Source organism: Pseudomonas sp. GM41(2012) (assembly GCF_000282315.2).
Taxonomy (GTDB): domain Bacteria; phylum Pseudomonadota; class Gammaproteobacteria; order Pseudomonadales; family Pseudomonadaceae; genus Aquipseudomonas.
The window spans coordinates 1,825,928-1,842,934 of record NZ_AKJN02000006.1 but is presented as its reverse complement, the minus strand read 5'-3'; the positions used below and the strand labels follow the sequence as shown (position 1 = coordinate 1,842,934).

Annotated in this window: 16 protein-coding genes; 7 read left to right on the top strand and 9 right to left on the bottom strand. The window is 59.2% G+C overall.

Annotation, left to right across the window (positions count from 1 at the left end; genetic code table 11):
• Positions 1–4 precede the first annotated feature (4 nt).
• Positions 5–1,387: a cysteine--tRNA ligase gene (gene cysS, locus PMI27_RS17565; protein ID WP_008146072.1), complete on the top strand. Its 1,383-nt coding sequence runs from the start codon at positions 5–7 to the stop codon at positions 1,385–1,387.
• A 191-nt stretch (positions 1,388–1,578) separates the two neighbouring features.
• On the opposite strand, the gene PMI27_RS17570 is transcribed toward cysS, so the two are convergent.
• Complete coding sequence (locus PMI27_RS17570; RefSeq protein ID WP_008146071.1) at positions 1,579–3,429, bottom strand: sigma-54-dependent Fis family transcriptional regulator; 1,851 nt, start codon at positions 3,427–3,429, stop codon at positions 1,579–1,581.
• A gap of 382 nt (positions 3,430–3,811) precedes the next feature.
• Here PMI27_RS17570 and PMI27_RS17575 point away from each other — a divergent pair, with 382 nt between their 5' ends.
• The 6 genes from PMI27_RS17575 to PMI27_RS17600 are packed head-to-tail and all read left to right on the top strand — an operon-like array spanning position 3,812 to position 9,748.
• The gene (locus PMI27_RS17575) at positions 3,812–4,906 is read left to right on the top strand and encodes an ABC transporter ATP-binding protein (RefSeq protein WP_008146067.1); all 1,095 of its coding nucleotides are present in this window, start codon (positions 3,812–3,814) and stop codon (positions 4,904–4,906) included.
• Positions 4,906–5,997, top strand: coding sequence for an ABC transporter ATP-binding protein (locus PMI27_RS17580; protein WP_008146066.1), 1,092 nt, complete (start codon positions 4,906–4,908; stop codon positions 5,995–5,997). Before PMI27_RS17575 ends, PMI27_RS17580 begins: the two co-directional genes overlap by 1 nt.
• Positions 5,998–5,999: 2 nt before the next feature.
• Positions 6,000–6,866, top strand: coding sequence for a carbohydrate ABC transporter permease (locus tag PMI27_RS17585; protein WP_008146063.1), 867 nt, complete (start codon positions 6,000–6,002; stop codon positions 6,864–6,866).
• 8 nt (positions 6,867–6,874) lie between these two features.
• Entirely contained in the window at positions 6,875–7,675 is an 801-nt protein-coding gene (locus PMI27_RS17590) for a carbohydrate ABC transporter permease (RefSeq protein ID WP_007896138.1), read from the top strand.
• A 10-nt stretch (positions 7,676–7,685) separates the two neighbouring features.
• Positions 7,686–7,958, top strand: a complete 273-nt coding sequence (locus tag PMI27_RS17595) for a DUF2160 domain-containing protein (RefSeq protein ID WP_008146061.1) — start codon at positions 7,686–7,688, stop codon at positions 7,956–7,958.
• 47 nt (positions 7,959–8,005) lie between these two features.
• On the top strand, positions 8,006–9,748 hold the full coding sequence (locus PMI27_RS17600) for an ABC transporter substrate-binding protein (protein WP_008146059.1): 1,743 nt from the start codon (positions 8,006–8,008) through the stop codon (positions 9,746–9,748).
• 79 nt (positions 9,749–9,827) lie between these two features.
• On the opposite strand, the gene PMI27_RS17605 is transcribed toward PMI27_RS17600, so the two are convergent.
• The 8 genes from PMI27_RS17605 to nuoI all read right to left on the bottom strand — a co-directional run bounded on the left by PMI27_RS17605 (position 9,828) and on the right by nuoI (position 16,998).
• A complete protein-coding gene (locus PMI27_RS17605; RefSeq protein ID WP_008146058.1) occupies positions 9,828–10,142 on the bottom strand; it encodes a helix-turn-helix domain-containing protein in 315 nt (104 codons plus the stop codon).
• A complete protein-coding gene (locus PMI27_RS17610; RefSeq protein WP_033053357.1) occupies positions 10,132–10,482 on the bottom strand; it encodes a toxin in 351 nt (116 codons plus the stop codon). The genes PMI27_RS17605 and PMI27_RS17610 overlap by 11 nt, the downstream gene beginning before the upstream one ends.
• A gap of 252 nt (positions 10,483–10,734) precedes the next feature.
• On the bottom strand, positions 10,735–12,198 hold the full coding sequence (nuoN, locus tag PMI27_RS17615; protein ID WP_008146054.1) for an NADH-quinone oxidoreductase subunit NuoN: 1,464 nt from the start codon (positions 12,196–12,198) through the stop codon (positions 10,735–10,737).
• A gap of 7 nt (positions 12,199–12,205) precedes the next feature.
• Positions 12,206–13,738 carry an NADH-quinone oxidoreductase subunit M gene (gene nuoM / locus PMI27_RS17620; RefSeq protein ID WP_008146052.1) on the bottom strand — a complete coding sequence of 511 codons (1,533 nt, stop codon included), beginning with the start codon at positions 13,736–13,738 and terminating at the stop codon, positions 12,206–12,208.
• 40 nt (positions 13,739–13,778) lie between these two features.
• The gene (nuoL, locus tag PMI27_RS17625; RefSeq protein ID WP_008146051.1) at positions 13,779–15,632 is read right to left on the bottom strand and encodes an NADH-quinone oxidoreductase subunit L; all 1,854 of its coding nucleotides are present in this window, start codon (positions 15,630–15,632) and stop codon (positions 13,779–13,781) included.
• Positions 15,629–15,937, bottom strand: coding sequence for an NADH-quinone oxidoreductase subunit NuoK (nuoK, locus tag PMI27_RS17630; protein WP_007946416.1), 309 nt, complete (start codon positions 15,935–15,937; stop codon positions 15,629–15,631). The genes nuoL and nuoK overlap by 4 nt, the downstream gene beginning before the upstream one ends.
• Before the next feature lie 2 nt (positions 15,938–15,939).
• Positions 15,940–16,443 carry an NADH-quinone oxidoreductase subunit J gene (nuoJ, locus tag PMI27_RS17635; protein ID WP_008146049.1) on the bottom strand — a complete coding sequence of 168 codons (504 nt, stop codon included), beginning with the start codon at positions 16,441–16,443 and terminating at the stop codon, positions 15,940–15,942.
• Between the two features lie 9 nt (positions 16,444–16,452).
• Positions 16,453–16,998, bottom strand: coding sequence for an NADH-quinone oxidoreductase subunit NuoI (gene nuoI, locus PMI27_RS17640; protein ID WP_007905075.1), 546 nt, complete (start codon positions 16,996–16,998; stop codon positions 16,453–16,455).
• Between the last annotated feature and the right edge of the window lie 9 nt (positions 16,999–17,007).

The following is a 17,007-nucleotide window of genomic DNA, read 5'->3' as shown; positions in this document are numbered from 1 at the left end:
TAAAGTGCTTACGATCTACAACACGCTCACCAAGAGCAAAGAAGTTTTCAAGCCGCTGGATGGCAACAATGTGCGCATGTACGTCTGCGGGATGACCGTGTACGACTACTGCCACATTGGCCACGGCCGCAGCATGGTCGCGTTCGACCTGGTGACCCGCTGGTTGCGTTTCAGCGGTTATAACCTGACGTATGTGCGCAACATCACCGACATTGAAGACAAGATCATCAATCGGGCCAAGGAGAACGGCGAGCCGTTCGACGTGCTGACCGAGCGCATGATCACGGCGATGCACGAGGACGAGGCGCGCCTCAATATCCTCAAGCCGGACATGGAACCGCGGGCCACCGATCACATCGCTGGCATGCAGACCATGATCCAGACCCTGATCGACAAGGGTTACGCCTACGCCCCGGGCAATGGCGACGTGTACTACCGCGTCGCCAAGTTCATGGGCTACGGCAAGCTGTCGCGCAAGAAAATCGAAGACCTGCGCATCGGTGCGCGGATCGAAGTCGACGAGTCGAAACAGGACCCGCTGGACTTCGTGCTGTGGAAGGGCGCCAAGCCGGGCGAGCCAAGCTGGCCATCGCCTTGGGGCGACGGTCGTCCGGGCTGGCACATCGAGTGCTCGGTGATGTCCACCTGCTGCCTCGGTGAGACCTTCGATATTCATGGCGGCGGCAGCGACCTCGAGTTCCCGCACCACGAAAACGAAATCGCCCAGAGCGAAGCGGCCACCGGCAAGACCTACGCCAACGCGTGGATGCATTGCGGCATGATTCGCATCAATGGCGAGAAGATGTCCAAGTCCTTGAACAACTTCTTCACCATTCGCGACGTGCTGGAAAAGTACCACCCGGAAGTCGTGCGTTACCTGCTGGTGTCGAGCCACTACCGCAGCGCGATCAACTACTCGGAAGACAACCTCAAGGACGCCAAGGGCGCACTCGAGCGTTTCTACCACGCGTTGAAAGGCCTGCCGAGCGTGGCGCCTGCTGGCGGCGAAGCCTTTGTCGAGCGTTTCACCCAGGTGATGAACGACGACTTCGGCACGCCGGAAGCCTGTGCGGTGCTGTTCGAGATGGTCCGCGAGATCAACCGTCTGCGCGAGAGCGATCTCAATGCCGCGGCCGGTCTGGCGGCTCGTTTGAAAGAATTGGCGAGCGTGCTGGGTGTGTTGCAGCTTGAGGCTGATGACTTCCTGCAGGCCGGCGCCGAAGGGCGGGTTGATGCGGCTGAAGTTGATGCGCTGATTGCCGCGCGTCTGGCGGCTCGTGCTGGTAAAGACTGGGCCGAGTCCGACCGTATCCGCGACCAGCTCACCGCGATGGGCGTGGTGCTGGAAGACGGCAAGGGCGGCACGACCTGGCGTCTGGCTGACTGATTGCTGCGTTTGCTACAAACAAAACCCGCCTTGTGCGGGTTTTTGTTTTTTAGGAGGGCTCAAGTGCAGCGGTGCCTCGGCTAACGCCATCGCGGGCAAGCCTTGCTCCTACGGGATAGCGTCGTTCGCTGAACTTGTGTACGGCGCAATCCCGTAGGAGCAAGGCTTGCCCGCGATTGACTGCGCAGCAGTCAGCTTTCCGACTGGCGCAACCGCTTGTAAAGGGTATTCCGGCTAACCCCAAGGCGCCGAGCCAGATGCGAAATATTCCCCCCAGCCGCCTGCAACTGCCGATTCAATTCCTCGGCATCATTCAAATCCACCGCCAACGGCTCCGGCGAATCCACCGGCTCCATCTCCAGATCGACAAAAAAATCATCCGGCAAGTGCTCCGGCCGCACGGGTTGTTCCTCGGCCATGGCCAGCGCTACCTGCATCACGCTGCTGACCTGGCGCAAATTCCCCGGCCACGGATGGCGCCCGAACAACTCCACTACCTCTCTGCTCAAACCGGCCCATTGGCTCGGTTCGCGGTGCTGTTCCCACAGACGTTTGAACAAGGCCTCTTTATCACTGCGTTCTCTTAACGGTGGCAGTTCCAGGGTCAAACCACCAATCCGGTAATACAAATCCTCACGAAACCGCCCCAACTGAACCTGTTCGCGCAACGAGCGGTTGGTTGCCGAAATAATCCGTATATCCACCTGGAACAGCTCGCTGCTGCCCACCGGTTGCACGCAACGCTCCTGCAACACTCGCAGCAGTCGAGCCTGAGTCGGCAACGGCATATCGCCGATTTCATCAAGGAACAGGGTGCCTTTGTCGGCCTTGCGGATCAGCCCGATGCTGCCTTTCTGGTTGGCACCGGTGAACGCACCTTTCTCGTAGCCAAACAGCTCAGACTCCACCAGTTCGGCGGGGATCGCTGCACAGTTGACGGCAATGAACGGTTGTTTGTTGCGCGAACTGGCGTGATGCAGGGCTTTGACGAAGACTTCCTTGCCGACCCCGGTTTCGCCGTGGATCAACAGCGGAATGTCTTTTTCCAGCAACCGCTCGGCCTGGCGCACGGCTTTTTCCACGCGGCTGTCACCAAAATGCAGGGTATTGAGGCTGATCGCGGCGGTTGCTGGCGCCGTGAGTTCAGTGCTCTTTGTTTCAGAAAATTGCCGCGCCTGAATCACTGCCTGTTTCGGCCGCTTCAACAGGCACTGGAAGCGGTTGCGCCCTGAGGTTTGCAAGGCGAAGGGCAGGCCGTCCGGCTGGTTCAACAACTCCAGCAGCGAGACCTTGAACAGGCTTTCGACACTGACCCGCGACAGACTGATGCCCAGCAGATTGTCAGCCCTGCGGTTGGCCGACAGCACCTGGCCGGTTTCATCGAAGATCAGCAGCCCGGCCCATTGGCTGTCGAGGTTGTTCAGCCCGGTGTTGAAGGTCAGCTGGAAATGCTGGCCATGGAACAGGTTGAGGATCAGCCGGTTTTCCACGGTCTGACTCATCATCTTGACCATGCCGAGCGTGTGGGACGGCGGCAGGTAGCTGTCGCTGGACACATCCAGCACCGCGATGACCTTGCGTTCGGCATCGAAAATCGGTGCGGCGGAACCGGTCATGAAACGGTTGGCCTTGAGGAAGTGTTCATCGTGCTCGATGTGCACCGCCTGCTCGCAGGCCAGCGCGGTGCCGATCGCATTGGTGCCGCTGCAACGCTCCATCCAGCTGGCACCGGCGCTGAAACCGCGGGTCAGGCTCGGCTCGATAAAACGCTGGGTGCCCCAGGACGTCAGCACCTGGCCCTGATTGTCGGCGAGCATGATCAGGCAGTTGGAGTTGCTGAGGATGTTCTCGTAATACGGCAGGACTTCCTGGTGAGTGGTTTGCACCAGTGAGTGCTGGCTCTCCAGCAATTGCGCAATGCCCTCGGCCGGCAACTGATCGAACGCCGGGGCGCTCTGATGATTGAGGCCGAACGCGCGGCATCGGGACCAGGAGTCCTGGATGATGGCGTCGTGGGAGAGCGGCAAGGCGGGTGCGGCCATGGCAGTCGATCTCTGAGCAAGCTTTTATTGTTTTTATGGTTTTGCCCACCACGTCGAAATTCTCACGTGATGTTTCACGTCACAGACCTGTAGGAGCACGGCTTGCCGGCGATGGCGATGGCAATTTCGATGACGCCATCGCCGGCAAGCCGTGCTCCTACAGGGAGCGCGAACAGTCCGTAGAGTGTTGTTCACTATTGTTCATTGTCAACCGCCGGATTGTTCAATTGTTCAGTCGCGGTTGTTCATTTCTGTTCAGCAACGAACGCAGTTTTTCTTCCATTTGCAGGATTCTCAAGCCGGATCAACGGCTTGCAATTTCTGGCACGAATGTCGCTCTGTAGCTCCGGTCGCTTGACTCCAATAATAAAAAGGCCGAGCCATGTCATTAACCCTGGAGCACGTCAGCCGCACCGTCGAGGGCCAGACCTGGATCGATGATGCGTGCCTGAGTTTCGAAGCCGGATCCTTCAACGTTTTGCTCGGGCGCACGCTGTCCGGCAAAACCAGTCTCATGCGCCTGATGGCCGGTCTGGACAAGCCCGACAGCGGCCGCATCCTGATGAACGGCGTCGACGTCACCCAGCGCCCGGTGCGTTTGCGCAATGTGTCGATGGTCTATCAGCAATTCATCAACTACCCGACCATGACGGTGTTCGAGAACATTGCCTCGCCCTTGCGCCAGGGCGGCGTTTCCAATGAGCTGATCCAGAGCAAAGTGCTGGAAACCGCGAAGATGTTGCGCATCGAGAAATTCCTCCAGCGCCATCCGCTTGAACTTTCCGGTGGTCAGCAACAGCGCACGGCAATGGCCCGGGCGCTGGTCAAGGATGCCGAACTGATCCTGTTCGATGAGCCGCTGGTGAACCTTGACTACAAACTGCGCGAAGAATTGCGTCAGGAAATGCGCGAGCTGTTCAAGGCTCACCACACCATTGCCATCTACGCCACCACCGAACCCAACGAAGCCCTGGCGCTGGGCGGCACGACCACCATTCTTCACGAAGGCCGGGTGATTCAGAGCGGCAAGTCTTCCGAGGTTTATCACCAGCCGCAAACCGTGCTGGCGGCGGAGCTGTTCTCCGAGCCGCCGATCAACCTGATGCCGGGGCGTATCGCCGGCAACGAAGTCAGCTTCGCCAATTTCGTGCACTTCCCGCTCAACGTCGATTTGCGGCCGGTGGGCGAGGGCGAGTTCCGCTTTGGCGTTCGGCCCAGCCATATTTCGCTGGTGCCGAGCAACGACGATGACCTGGAACTGGCGGTGACCGTCGAGGTGGCCGAGATCAGCGGATCGGAAACGTTCCTGCACGTGCGCAACGAGCATTTCCTGCTGGTGCTGCACTTGCCCGGCGTTCACGAATACGACGTCGATGCGCCAATTCGGATCTATATCCCGACCCATAAACTGTTTGTCTTCGATACGCAGGGGCGGCTGGTCCAGGCGCCCGGTCGACGTATCGCGAGGGTTGCCTGATGGCTGAAATCCGTTTGCAGCACCTCGCCCACAGTTACACCCGCACGCCGACCGGCCCCGAGGATTACGCGATTCGCGAGATGGATCACGTTTGGGAGCAGGGCGGTGCCTATGCCTTGCTCGGGCCTTCGGGCTGCGGCAAGTCGACCTTGCTCAACATCATTTCCGGATTGCTCAGCCCGTCTCAGGGCCAGGTGCTGTTCGACAGCAAAGTGGTCAACGAGCTGACCCCGGAGAAGCGCAACATCGCCCAGGTTTTCCAGTTCCCGGTGGTCTACGACACCATGACGGTGTTCGATAACCTGGCCTTCCCGCTGCGTAATCAGGGCATGGCCGAGGCGAAAATTCACAGCAAGGTGCAGGAAATTGCCGAAGTCCTCGACCTTCAGGCATTGCTGTACAAGAAGGCACGCAACCTCACCGCCGATGAAAAACAGAAAGTCTCCATGGGCCGTGGGCTGGTGCGCGATGACGTGTCGGCGATCCTGTTCGATGAGCCGCTGACCGTGATCGACCCGCACTTGAAGTGGAAATTGCGGCGCAAGCTCAAGCAGATCCACGAGCAGTTCAACATCACCATGGTCTACGTCACCCACGATCAGCTCGAAGCCTCGACCTTCGCCGACAAGATCGCGGTGATGTACGGCGGGCAGATTGTGCAATTCGGTACGCCGCGAGAACTGTTCGAGCGGCCGAGCCACACCTTTGTCGGCTATTTCATCGGCAGTCCGGGGATGAACCTGATCGAGGTTCAGCCGCAGCCAGGCGGTGTCGGTTTCGCCTCGACTCATTTGCCGCTTTCCGATGCTCAACAGAAACGCGTTGCCGAGTCCGAGTGGAAAACCCTGAAGGTCGGCATCCGTCCGGAGTTCGTGCACGTGTGGGATGAGCCGTTTGATGAGGCGATGCAGGCACAGGTCGTACACGTCGAAGACCTTGGCACCTACAAGATCATGACCCTGAACCTCGACGGCGCCCCTTTGAAAGTGCGCCTGGCCGAAGACAAGCCAGTGCCTGAGGGAACCGCCTACATCAGCTTCCCGGCTCAATGGTTGATGGTGTATGCCGACGAATATCTCTTGGAGACGTAGCCATGAACAAGGTGCAGAACAACAAGGCCTGGTGGCTGGTGTTGCCGGTGTTTTTGCTGGTGGCGTTCAGTGCGGTGGTCCCGATGATGACGGTGGTCAACTACTCGGTGCAGGACATCTTCGACCAGTCCAGCCGCTACTTCGTCGGCGCCGACTGGTACAAGCAAGTGCTGCTCGATCCGCGCCTGCATGACTCATTACTGCGTCAGTTCATCTACTCCGGCTGTGTGCTGCTGATCGAAATCCCGCTGGGCATCGCCATCGCCCTGACCATGCCGATCAAGGGCCGCTGGTCCTCGCTGGTGCTGATCATCCTGGCGATTCCGTTGCTGATTCCGTGGAACGTGGTGGGGACGATCTGGCAGATCTTCGGTCGGGCGGACATTGGTCTGCTCGGCGCCAGCCTGAAGGCCATGGGCATCAACTACAACTATGCGGCCAACACCATGGACGCCTGGGTCACGGTGCTGGTGATGGACGTCTGGCACTGGACGTCGTTGGTGGCGCTGTTGTGTTTCTCGGGGCTGCGGGCGATTCCGGACGTGTATTACCAGGCGGCACGGATTGATCGGGCATCGGCCTGGGCGGTGTTCCGACACATCCAGTTGCCCAAGCTCAAGAGCGTGTTGTTGATCGCGGTGATGCTGCGGTTCATGGACAGTTTCATGATCTACACCGAGCCGTTTGTATTGACCGGTGGCGGTCCGGGCAATGCCACGACCTTCTTGAGTCAGACCTTGACCCAAATGGCCGTAGGGCAATTCGACCTCGGCCCGGCGGCGGCTTTCTCGCTGGTGTACTTCCTGATCATCCTGTTGGTGTCGTGGCTGTTCTACACCGCCATGACTCACTCTGACGCCAATCGGTGAGGCCCGCCATGAGCAAGAGAAAGCTGATTCCACTGCTGATCTACATCCTGTTCCTGCTGGTGCCGATCTACTGGCTGCTGAACATGTCCTTCAAGAGCAACACCGAAATCCTCGGCGGTCTGACGCTGTTTCCTCAGGATTTCACCTTCGCCAACTACAAAGTGATTTTCACCGACCCGAGCTGGTACACCGGTTATCTCAACTCGCTGTACTACGTGAGCCTGAACACAGTGATTTCGCTGAGCGTGGCATTGCCGGCCGCGTATGCGTTCTCGCGCTATCGGTTCCTCGGTGACAAGCACCTGTTTTTCTGGCTCCTGACCAACCGCATGGCGCCACCGGCGGTGTTTTTGCTGCCGTTCTTCCAGCTGTATTCCTCGATCGGTTTGTTCGACACCCACATCGCGGTGGCACTGGCTCACTGCCTGTTTAACGTGCCATTGGCGGTGTGGATTCTTGAGGGTTTCATGTCTGGCGTGCCGAAGGAGATCGACGAAACCGCCTACATCGATGGCTACAGTTTTCCCAAGTTCTTCGTGAAGATTTTCGTTCCGCTGATTGGTTCCGGGATCGGTGTGACGGCATTTTTCTGCTTCATGTTTTCCTGGGTCGAACTGCTGCTGGCGCGAACCCTGACCTCGGTCAACGCCAAACCGATTGCGGCGGTGATGACGCGCACGGTCTCGGCGTCCGGCATCGACTGGGGCGTGCTGGCGGCGGCGGGGGTGTTGACTATCCTGCCAGGCATGCTGGTGATCTGGTTTGTTCGCAACCACGTGGCCAAGGGCTTTGCCCTGGGCCGGGTCTGAGGAGCTGATGATGGAATGGATGAGTTGGACCGGCCCTACGGCGGCATTCTTCAGCGTCATTGCCTTGATCCTGGTGGGCATGACGACCTGGGAACTGCGTTCGCCGAGCATTCTTCGGCGTGGTTTGTTGCCGATTGCCACCACCCGTGGCGATCGGTTGTTTATCGGTCTTCTCGGCAGCGCCTACCTGCATTTGCTGGTAATCGGCGTCACCGACTGGAGCATCTGGGTTGCGTTCGCGTTGTCCCTGGTGTGGCTGTTGGCTGTGATGCGTTGGGGCTAGTCGAATCGCTCGGCAAAGTTGCTCCGAAACCCTATAAGGAGGTCTCTATGTTCGACAAAAACAATAAGCTGCGACATAGCGTTTCATTGGCAGCCATGCTGGCACTCAGCGGGCTGAGCGCTGCAGCCTGGGCCGATGCTTATGAAGACGCCGCCAAGAAATGGATTGGCAGCGAATTCAAACCGTCCACCCTCACCCCGGAACAGCAGCTCGAAGAGTTGAAGTGGTTTATCAAGGCGTCCGAGCCGTTTCGCGGGATGAGCATCAAGGTGGTCTCGGAAACCATCGCGACCCACGAATATGAATCCAAAACGCTGGCCAAGGCCTTTACCGAGATCACCGGGATCAAGCTGACCCACGACTTGCTGCAAGAAGGCGACGTGGTGGAAAAGCTGCAGACCCAGATGCAATCGGACAAGAACATCTATGACGGCTGGGTCAACGACTCGGACCTGATCGGCACGCACTTTCGCTACGGTAAAACCGAATCGATCACCGACCTGATGGCCAACGAAGGCAAGGCCTATACCTCGCCGACTCTGGACATCAAAGACTTCATCGGCATCTCGTTCACCACCGCGCCGGACGGCAAGATCTATCAACTGCCCGACCAGCAGTTCGCCAACCTTTACTGGTTTCGCGCCGACTGGTTCGAGCGGGCGGATCTGAAAGCAAAATTCAAAGAAAAATACGGTTATGAACTGGGCGTGCCGGTGAACTGGTCGGCCTATGAAGACATCGCCAAATTCTTCAGCGAAGACGTCAAGGAAATCGACGGCAAGCGTATCTACGGGCACATGGACTACGGCAAGAAAGACCCGTCCCTCGGCTGGCGCTTCACCGATGCCTGGTTCTCCATGGCCGGTGCTGGCGATAAGGGCATTCCCAACGGATTGCCGGTGGACGAGTGGGGCATCCGCGTCGAGGACTGCCATCCGGTGGGTTCCAGCGTGACCCGCGGCGGCGACACCAACGGCCCGGCGGCGGTCTATGCAACCACCAAGTATGTCGACTGGCTGAAAAAATATGCGCCACCGGAAGCGGCGGGCATGACCTTCTCCGAATCCGGTCCGGTACCGTCCCAGGGCAACATCGCCCAGCAGATCTTCTGGTACACCGCGTTTACCGCCGACATGACCAAGCCGGGCTTGCCGGTGATGAACGCCGACGGCACGCCGAAATGGCGCATGGCGCCGTCGCCGAAAGGTCCGTACTGGGAAGAGGGCATGAAGCTCGGTTATCAGGACGCCGGTTCCTGGACTTTCATGAAGTCCACGCCTGAGAAGCAAAAACTCGCGGCCTGGCTGTACGCGCAGTTCGTGACCTCGAAAACCGTCTCCCTGAAGAAAACCATCGTTGGCCTGACGCCGATCCGCGAGTCGGACATCAACTCGCAAGCGATGACCGACCTGGCACCGAAACTCGGTGGTCTGGTCGAGTTCTATCGCAGCCCGGCCCGCGTGCAATGGACCCCGACCGGGACCAACGTGCCGGACTATCCGCGTTTGGCGCAACTGTGGTGGAGCCACATCGCCGAAGCCGCCAGCGGCGAGAAAACCCCGCAACAGGCTCTGGATGGTTTGGCCAAGGATCAGGACGCGATCATGACCCGACTGGAACGCTCGAAGGCGCAAGCCACCTGCGCACCGAAAATGAACCCCGAGCGCGACGCGCAGTACTGGTTGGATCAACCGGGTGCACCGAAGCCGAAACTGGCGAACGAGAAGCCTAAAGGTGAAACCGTGAGTTATGCCGAACTGCTGAAATCGTGGGAGGCGGCGCGTAAGTAAACCGCTGGACTTCGAAATGCGAACGGCACCGTAAGGTGCCGTTTTTGTTTGTGCCTGGTCCGCCGCCATCGCACTGGAGTCAAGTCAACACCGCCAATTGCTCGACTGTTTCTGGAAAGCGCTCGACCAGTCGAATCAAGGTCGTGGCCTGTGCATTCGGTTGTGCGCGTCCTTGCTCCCAGTTTTCCAGCGTCCGGGTATTCGTACGCAAATACATCGCGAATACCGAACGGGAAAGGTTGAGTTGTTGGCGTATGGCTACGACTTCCTCGGCAGTGATTGGCACCAGTTTTGGCAGTTTGACCTTGTGGGTTCGCAGCGTGACCTTGCCTTGGCGCTCGTCGGCCAAGGCTTCAAGGCCTTCCATCAGTTCTGCAAAAATGTCACGTTTCATAGTGGGATCTCGTGTTGATTTCGCTATCTAGAGTTTGTCTGAAAAGTTTCTTCTGGGAAGGCGACAGGTCGTCTTGCTCGTTTTTGCTATATACGGTGAACAGCCAGAATTGATCAAAACCCGACCACCAGTAATAAATCACCCTTAGTCCACTGCGCTTGCCTTTGCCTCGTCGCTGGTCGGAGAAACGGACCTTTCGCAAGCCGCCCATACCTTCCACTGGATCGCCCGCTTCCGGGTTTTTCAGCAGCTCCAGTTGAAAGCTGCGAAACAGTTCGTCGTCCAGGTAGTCATTTCTGTGCTTTTGAAATGCGGGTAATTCGATAAAAAGAGCGTCCATGTTCTGTACGTTACCTGCGTATATTTCTATCACAAGAATCGAATAGGTCAAGGTTTCTGTTCCTGCCAATTCGGTCAGGTCATTACGTTAAGTCGAAGGCAGGGAAGGGGATGTAGGACGCGGCTGATTCACCCGCGAGGCTATTCTGGATATGCAGGAGGAGAGGGGAGAGGCTGGAGTGAGATCTCCCAAAACGCAAAAACGGCACCCGAAGGTGCCGTTTCTGTTTTCTACCAAGTGTCGCTTAAGCGATCAACCCGCCAACCCTGCCTGCTGAACCAGCACCAGCAACGGCTGTGGATACAGCCCAAGGAAGAACGCCAGTGCAGCGATCGCCAGCAGCATCACGCCGCCTGCACGCTGTTCCCAGTGCAGTTGCGCATCGTGGCGACGCAGGTTCGGTTCGATCAGGAACAGGGTGACCATCACACGCAGGTAGTAGAAGACGCCGATGGCGCTGCCCAGTACCAGGGAACCGACCAGCCACCATTGGTGCGACTCGACGCCGGTAGCGATGATGTAGAACTTGCCGATGAAGCCCGCGGTCAGCGGGATACCGGCCAGGGACAGCATCATTACGGTCAGTACGGCGGTCAGGTACGGACGGCGCCAGAACAGGCCGCGGTATTCGTACAGGGCATCCGCGTCACGGCCGTTGTACGGCGAGGACATCAGCGTGATCACGCCGAACGCGCCGAGGCTGGTGATCACGTAGGTGACCAGGTACACGCCGATGGCTTCCACGGCCAGACCCTTGCTCGCCACCAGGGCGATCAGCAGGTAACCGAAGTGAGCGATGGACGAGTAACCCAGCAGACGCTTGAGGTTGCTCTGGGTCAGTGCCAGCAGGTTACCGAACAGGATCGACGCGATGGCGATGATGGTCAGCACGTCGCTCAGGACACCGCTGCTTGCGGCTGGCGAGATCTGGAACAGACGCACCATCACCGCAAACACCGCCACTTTCGAAGCGGTGGCCAGGAACGCAGCTACCGGTGCCGGAGCACCTTCGTAAACGTCCGGGGTCCAGAGGTGGAACGGTACCAGCGACAGCTTGAACGCCAGACCGATCAGCATCATGCCCAGGCCCAGTTGCGCCAGCGAGCTTGGCAGGCCGGTGGCCGCCAGGGCCTGGCCGATACCGACGAAGCTCAGGCTACCGGAGTCGGCATACAGCAGTGCCATACCGAACAACAGGAACGCGGAACCGGCGGCCGACAGCACCATGTACTTGATACCGGCTTCCAGCGAACGCTTGTTGAAGAAGGCGTAAGCCACCAGACCGTAGACCGGTACCGAGAGCAGTTCCAGACCGATGAACAACCCGGCCAGGTGCTGCGCGCTGACCAGTACCAGGCCACCGGCGGCGGCCATCAGGATCAGCAGGTAAAGTTCTTCACGGTTGCCCGGGTAACCCGAACCGCCATCGCCGAGGTAGGCGTGGGCGAGGGTCACACAAGCGAGGGTGGCGACCAGGATCAGCGCCATGTACAAGCAAGCGAAGGTGTCGATCTGCAGCAGTGGAGTCACGGCCAGAGGCGCGACTTTCAGGGCTGGCAGGATCGACAGCAACGCCAGGTTCAGACCCGCCACGGAAATCAGGAAGGTCTGCGAGTGGTTGCGGCGCCAGGCGATCGCCAGCATCACCACGATGATCGTGGCGCTGGTGATCAACAACGGCGCAAGCGCGATAAAGTGTTGAGTCGTGAATTCCATAGCGCTCTTACCGGGCCGAAGCGAGTTGAGTGAAGGCGGTGCCGAGCCACTGCTGCACGCCATGCATCGTCGCGGCAGAGGTGTCGAGGAACGGCTGCGGGTACACGCCGATGTAAATCAGCAGTGCCGCCAGACCGACCACCATGATCAGTTCGCGACCGTCCATACCATGCATCACCGCGTCCGATTTGGACGCGCCGAAGTAGGCACGGTGAATCATGATCAGCGAGTAGACCGAACCGAACACCAGACCGGACGTCGCGATGATAGTGATCCATGGGGCGGCAGGGAACGTGCCGATCAGGATCAGGAATTCGCCGACGAAGTTACCGGTCGCCGGCAAGCCCAGGGAGGCCGCCGCGAAGAACAGGCTGACGCCTGGCAGGTAGGCGATTTTCGACCACAGGCCACCCATTTCACGCATGTCGCGAGTGTGAGTGCGCTCGTAGAGCTGGCCACACAGGATAAAGAGTGCCGCGGCCGACAGGCCGTGCGCGAGCATCTGCATCACCGCGCCCTGCAGCGCCAGTTGGCTGCCGGAGTAGATGCCGATCAGCACGAAGCCCATGTGCGAAACGCTGGAGTACGCGACCAGACGCTTGATGTCAGTTTGTGCGAACGCCAGGAACGCACCGTAGAAGATCCCGATCAGACCGAGGGTCATGGCGAACGGCGCAAACTCGGCCGACGCATTCGGGAACAGCGGCAGGGCGAAGCGCAGCAGACCGTAAGCAGCGGTTTTCAGCAAGATACCGGCCAGGTCGACCGAACCCGCTGTTGGCGCCTGGGCGTGAGCGTCAGGCAACCAGGAGTGGAACGGCACCACTGGCAGCTTCACCGCGAAAGCGATGAAGAAACCGAGCATCAGGATGTACTCGGTGGTCAGCGACATCTTGGTTTTCAACAGGTCGGCGTAGTTGAAGGTAATTACGCCGGTGTCGTTGAAGTTGACCAGAACCAGACCCAGGATCGCCACCAACATGATCAGGCCGGACGCCTGAGTGAAGATGAAGAACTTGGTCGCTGCGTAGATCCGGGTTTTCTTGCCGTCCGAAGAACTGTGACCCCAGAGCGCGATGAGGAAGTACATCGGCACCAGCATCATTTCCCAGAAGAAGAAGAACATGAACAGGTCGAGGGCGAGGAACACGCCGACGACACCGCCCAGGATCCACATCAGGTTCAGGTGGAAGAAGCCAACATGACGTTGAATCTCTTTCCACGAACACAGTACCGAGAGAACACCCAGCAGACCGGTCAGCATGATCATCAGCAGCGACAGGCCGTCGAGGGCCAGGTGCACGCTGATGCCGAAACGCTGGATCCAGACATGCTTGAACTCAAGCACCCAGGTCGGGTCGGCGCCAGGCGCCGGGGCAAGTGAATAGTCACCGTTGGCCCACAGCCAGAGGCCGAGGGAGAGCAACAGGGACATGGTGATCAGCGCAATCCAGCGGGGGAGGGTAGCGCCGAAGCGCTCACCCATCCAGCACAGCAGGCCGCCGATGAAGGGGATCAGGATTAGCCAAGGCAGAATCATGACGGGCTCAATTCCTTTCGCAAGTTCGCAAGGTTCATATTCAGACCGCTACCAGCACGATGGCGCCGATGACCAGCACGGAGCCGGCTGCCATCGATGCCGCGTACCAACGCAGTTGACCGGTTTCGGTACGGCTCAGGGCGGTGTGACCGCCTTTGGCCATACGCGGGATCAGACCGATGGTCTGGTCGAGCGGGTCTCTGCGCAGTACGTGGCTGATCGCAAGGTATGGCTTGACGAACAGTTTGTCGTAGATCCAGTCGAAGCCCCAGGCAGCGAACCACCAGGCCGAAAGGAAGCGGCCGATGCCGCTGTTGGCGATTGCAGTGACGAAACGACGCTTGCCGAGGAACAGCAGCGCGGCCAGCAGGATACCGGACAGGGCGATGGCGCCCGACGCGATTTCCAGACTGTGCTTGGCTTCGCCGCCGGCATGACCGACGCTTTCCGGCAGCACACCGTGCAGCGGTGGAACGATCATCGCGCCAATGGCGGTAGACAATACGATCAGCACCGACAGTGGCAGCCAGTGAGCGATGCCGTGACCGGCGTGCGCTTCGGTTTTCACTTCACCGTGGAACGCGATGAAGATCAGGCGGAAGGTGTACAGCGAAGTCATGAACGCACCGACCAGACCTGCGTACAGCAGACCGTGGTTGCCGCTGGCGAACGCTTCCCAGAGGATTTCGTCCTTGGAGTAGAAGCCTGCGGTCACCAGTGGCAGGGCTGCCAGAGCGGCACCACCGACGATGAAGCTGGCGTAGGCCAGCGGCAGTTTCTTCCACAGGCCGCCCATCTTGAAGATGTTCTGCTCGTGGTGGCAGGCAACGATCACCGAGCCGGATGCAAGGAACAGCAGCGCCTTGAAGAAGGCGTGGGTCATCAGGTGGAAGATCGCGCCATCCCAGGCACCAACGCCCAGCGCCAGGAACATGTAGCCGATCTGGCTCATGGTCGAGTAGGCGAGGATTCGTTTGATGTCGGTCTGAACCAGTGCGGCAAAACCGGCGAGTACCAGGGTCACACCGCCGACAACGCCAACCAGGTGCAGGATATCCGGCGCCAGGGAAAACAGGCCGTGAGTACGGGCGATCAGGTAGACACCGGCGGTCACCATGGTTGCGGCGTGGATCAGTGCCGAAACCGGAGTAGGACCGGCCATCGCGTCCGCCAGCCAGGTTTGCAGCGGCAGTTGCGCGGATTTACCGACAGCGCCGCCCAGCAGCATCAGGGTCGCCATGACCATCCAGAAGTCGCCAGCCTGGAATTTCTGCGGTGCCAGCACCAGCAGTTCCTGGATGTTCAGCGTGCCCAGTTGCGCGAACAGGATGAACAGGCCGATGGCCATGAACACGTCGCCGATCCGGGTGACGATGAAGGCTTTGAGTGCCGCGTTACCGTTGTTGCGGTTGCTGTAGTAGAAACCGATCAACAGGTACGAGCACAGGCCCACGCCTTCCCAACCGAAGTACAGGAACAACAGGTTATCGCCCAGGACCAGGAACAGCATGCTGGCGATAAACAGGTTGGTGTAGGCGAAGAAGCGCGAGTAACCGGCTTCACCGCGCATGTACCAGGACGCGAACAGGTGGATCAGGAAGCCGACGCCGACCACCACACCGAGCATGGTCAGGGACAGACCATCCAGGTACAGCGCGAAGTTAGGCGTAAAGCCTTCCACCGCCATCCACTGCCACAACACCATGGTGTAGTGACCACCTTCAGGTGGAGCGACGTTGAATTGCCAGATCACATAAGCCGTGACGATGGCCGACAGACCAATGGAGCCGACGCCGATCAGCGCCGACAGGTTTTCCGAGAGGCGGCCGCGTGAGAACGCCAGCAGCAGGAAACCTATGAGAGGGAATACGAAAGTCAGATAGAGAAGATTCATCCGCGCATCTCGCTGGCAGCGTCGATATCGAGAGTGTGGAAGCGGCGATACAGCTGCAACAGAATCGCCAGGCCAATACTGGCCTCGGCGGCTGCCAGGCTGATCACCAGGATGAACATGATCTGTCCATCCGGCTGCGCCCAGCGGCTACCGGCAACGATGAAGGCCAGTGCGGAGGCATTCATCATGACCTCCAGGCTCATCAGCACGAAGAGAATGTTGCGGCGGACCATCAGGCCGACCAGACCGAGGCAGAACAGGATGCCGGCGACCGCCAGACCATGCTCCATAGGGATAGCAGGCATCGTCATTGCTCCTTGGCTTCGTTGCGGCCCAAGTGGAACGCCGTGACGGCTGCGGCGAGCAGCAGCATCGAGGCGAGTTCGACCACCAGCAGATAAGGACCGAACAGGCTGATGCCCACGGCCTTGGCGTCTACGGTGGTGTGGCCGATGGCCTGGCCGCTGTCGTGGCTGAACAGCACGTACAGCAGTTCAACCAGCAGCAGGGTGCCGAGCGCGACCGGGCCGAGCCAGATACCGGGCTTGAGCCAGACGCGCTCTTGCTGAACCGAGGCCGGGCCCAGGTTCAGCATCATCACCACGAACACGAACAGCACCATGATGGCGCCAGCGTAGGCGATCACTTCCAGCACACCGGCAAACGGTGCGCCGAGGGCGAAAAACGTCATCGCCACGGCAATCAGCGAAATGATCAGGTAGAGCAGGGCGTGCACAGGGTTGGTGTTGGTGATCACGCGAAGCGTGGACACAACCGCGATACCCGATGCGAAATAGAAAGCGAATTCCATCTTTCTTCCTTAAGGCAGCAAGCTCTTCACGTTGATCGGCTGGGCTTCATTCTGCGCGGAGCCTTTCGGCTTCCCGGCAATCGCCATACCTGCAACACGATAGAAGTTGTAATCAGGGTTTTTGCCGGGGCCGGAGATCAAAAGATCTTCTTTCTCGTACACCAGGTCCTGACGTTTGAACTCGGCCATCTCGAAATCCGGTGTCAGCTGGATCGCGGTGGTCGGGCAGGCTTCCTCGCAGAGGCCGCAGAAAATGCAGCGCGAGAAGTTGATGCGGAAGAAGTCCGGGTACCAGCGACCGTCTTCGGTTTCAGCTTTCTGCAGCGAGATGCAACCGACCGGGCAGGCCACGGCGCACAGGTTGCAGGCTACACAGCGCTCTTCGCCGTCGGGGTCGCGGGTCAGCACGATACGGCCACGGAAGCGCGGCGGCAGGTACACCGCCTCTTCCGGGTATTGCAGCGTGTCGCGCTTGCGGAAGGCGTGGCCGAAGATCATCACCAGGCTGCGAAGCTGGGTGAAGAAGCCATGCACGATGTCAAATATGTACTTCATGATTCTCTA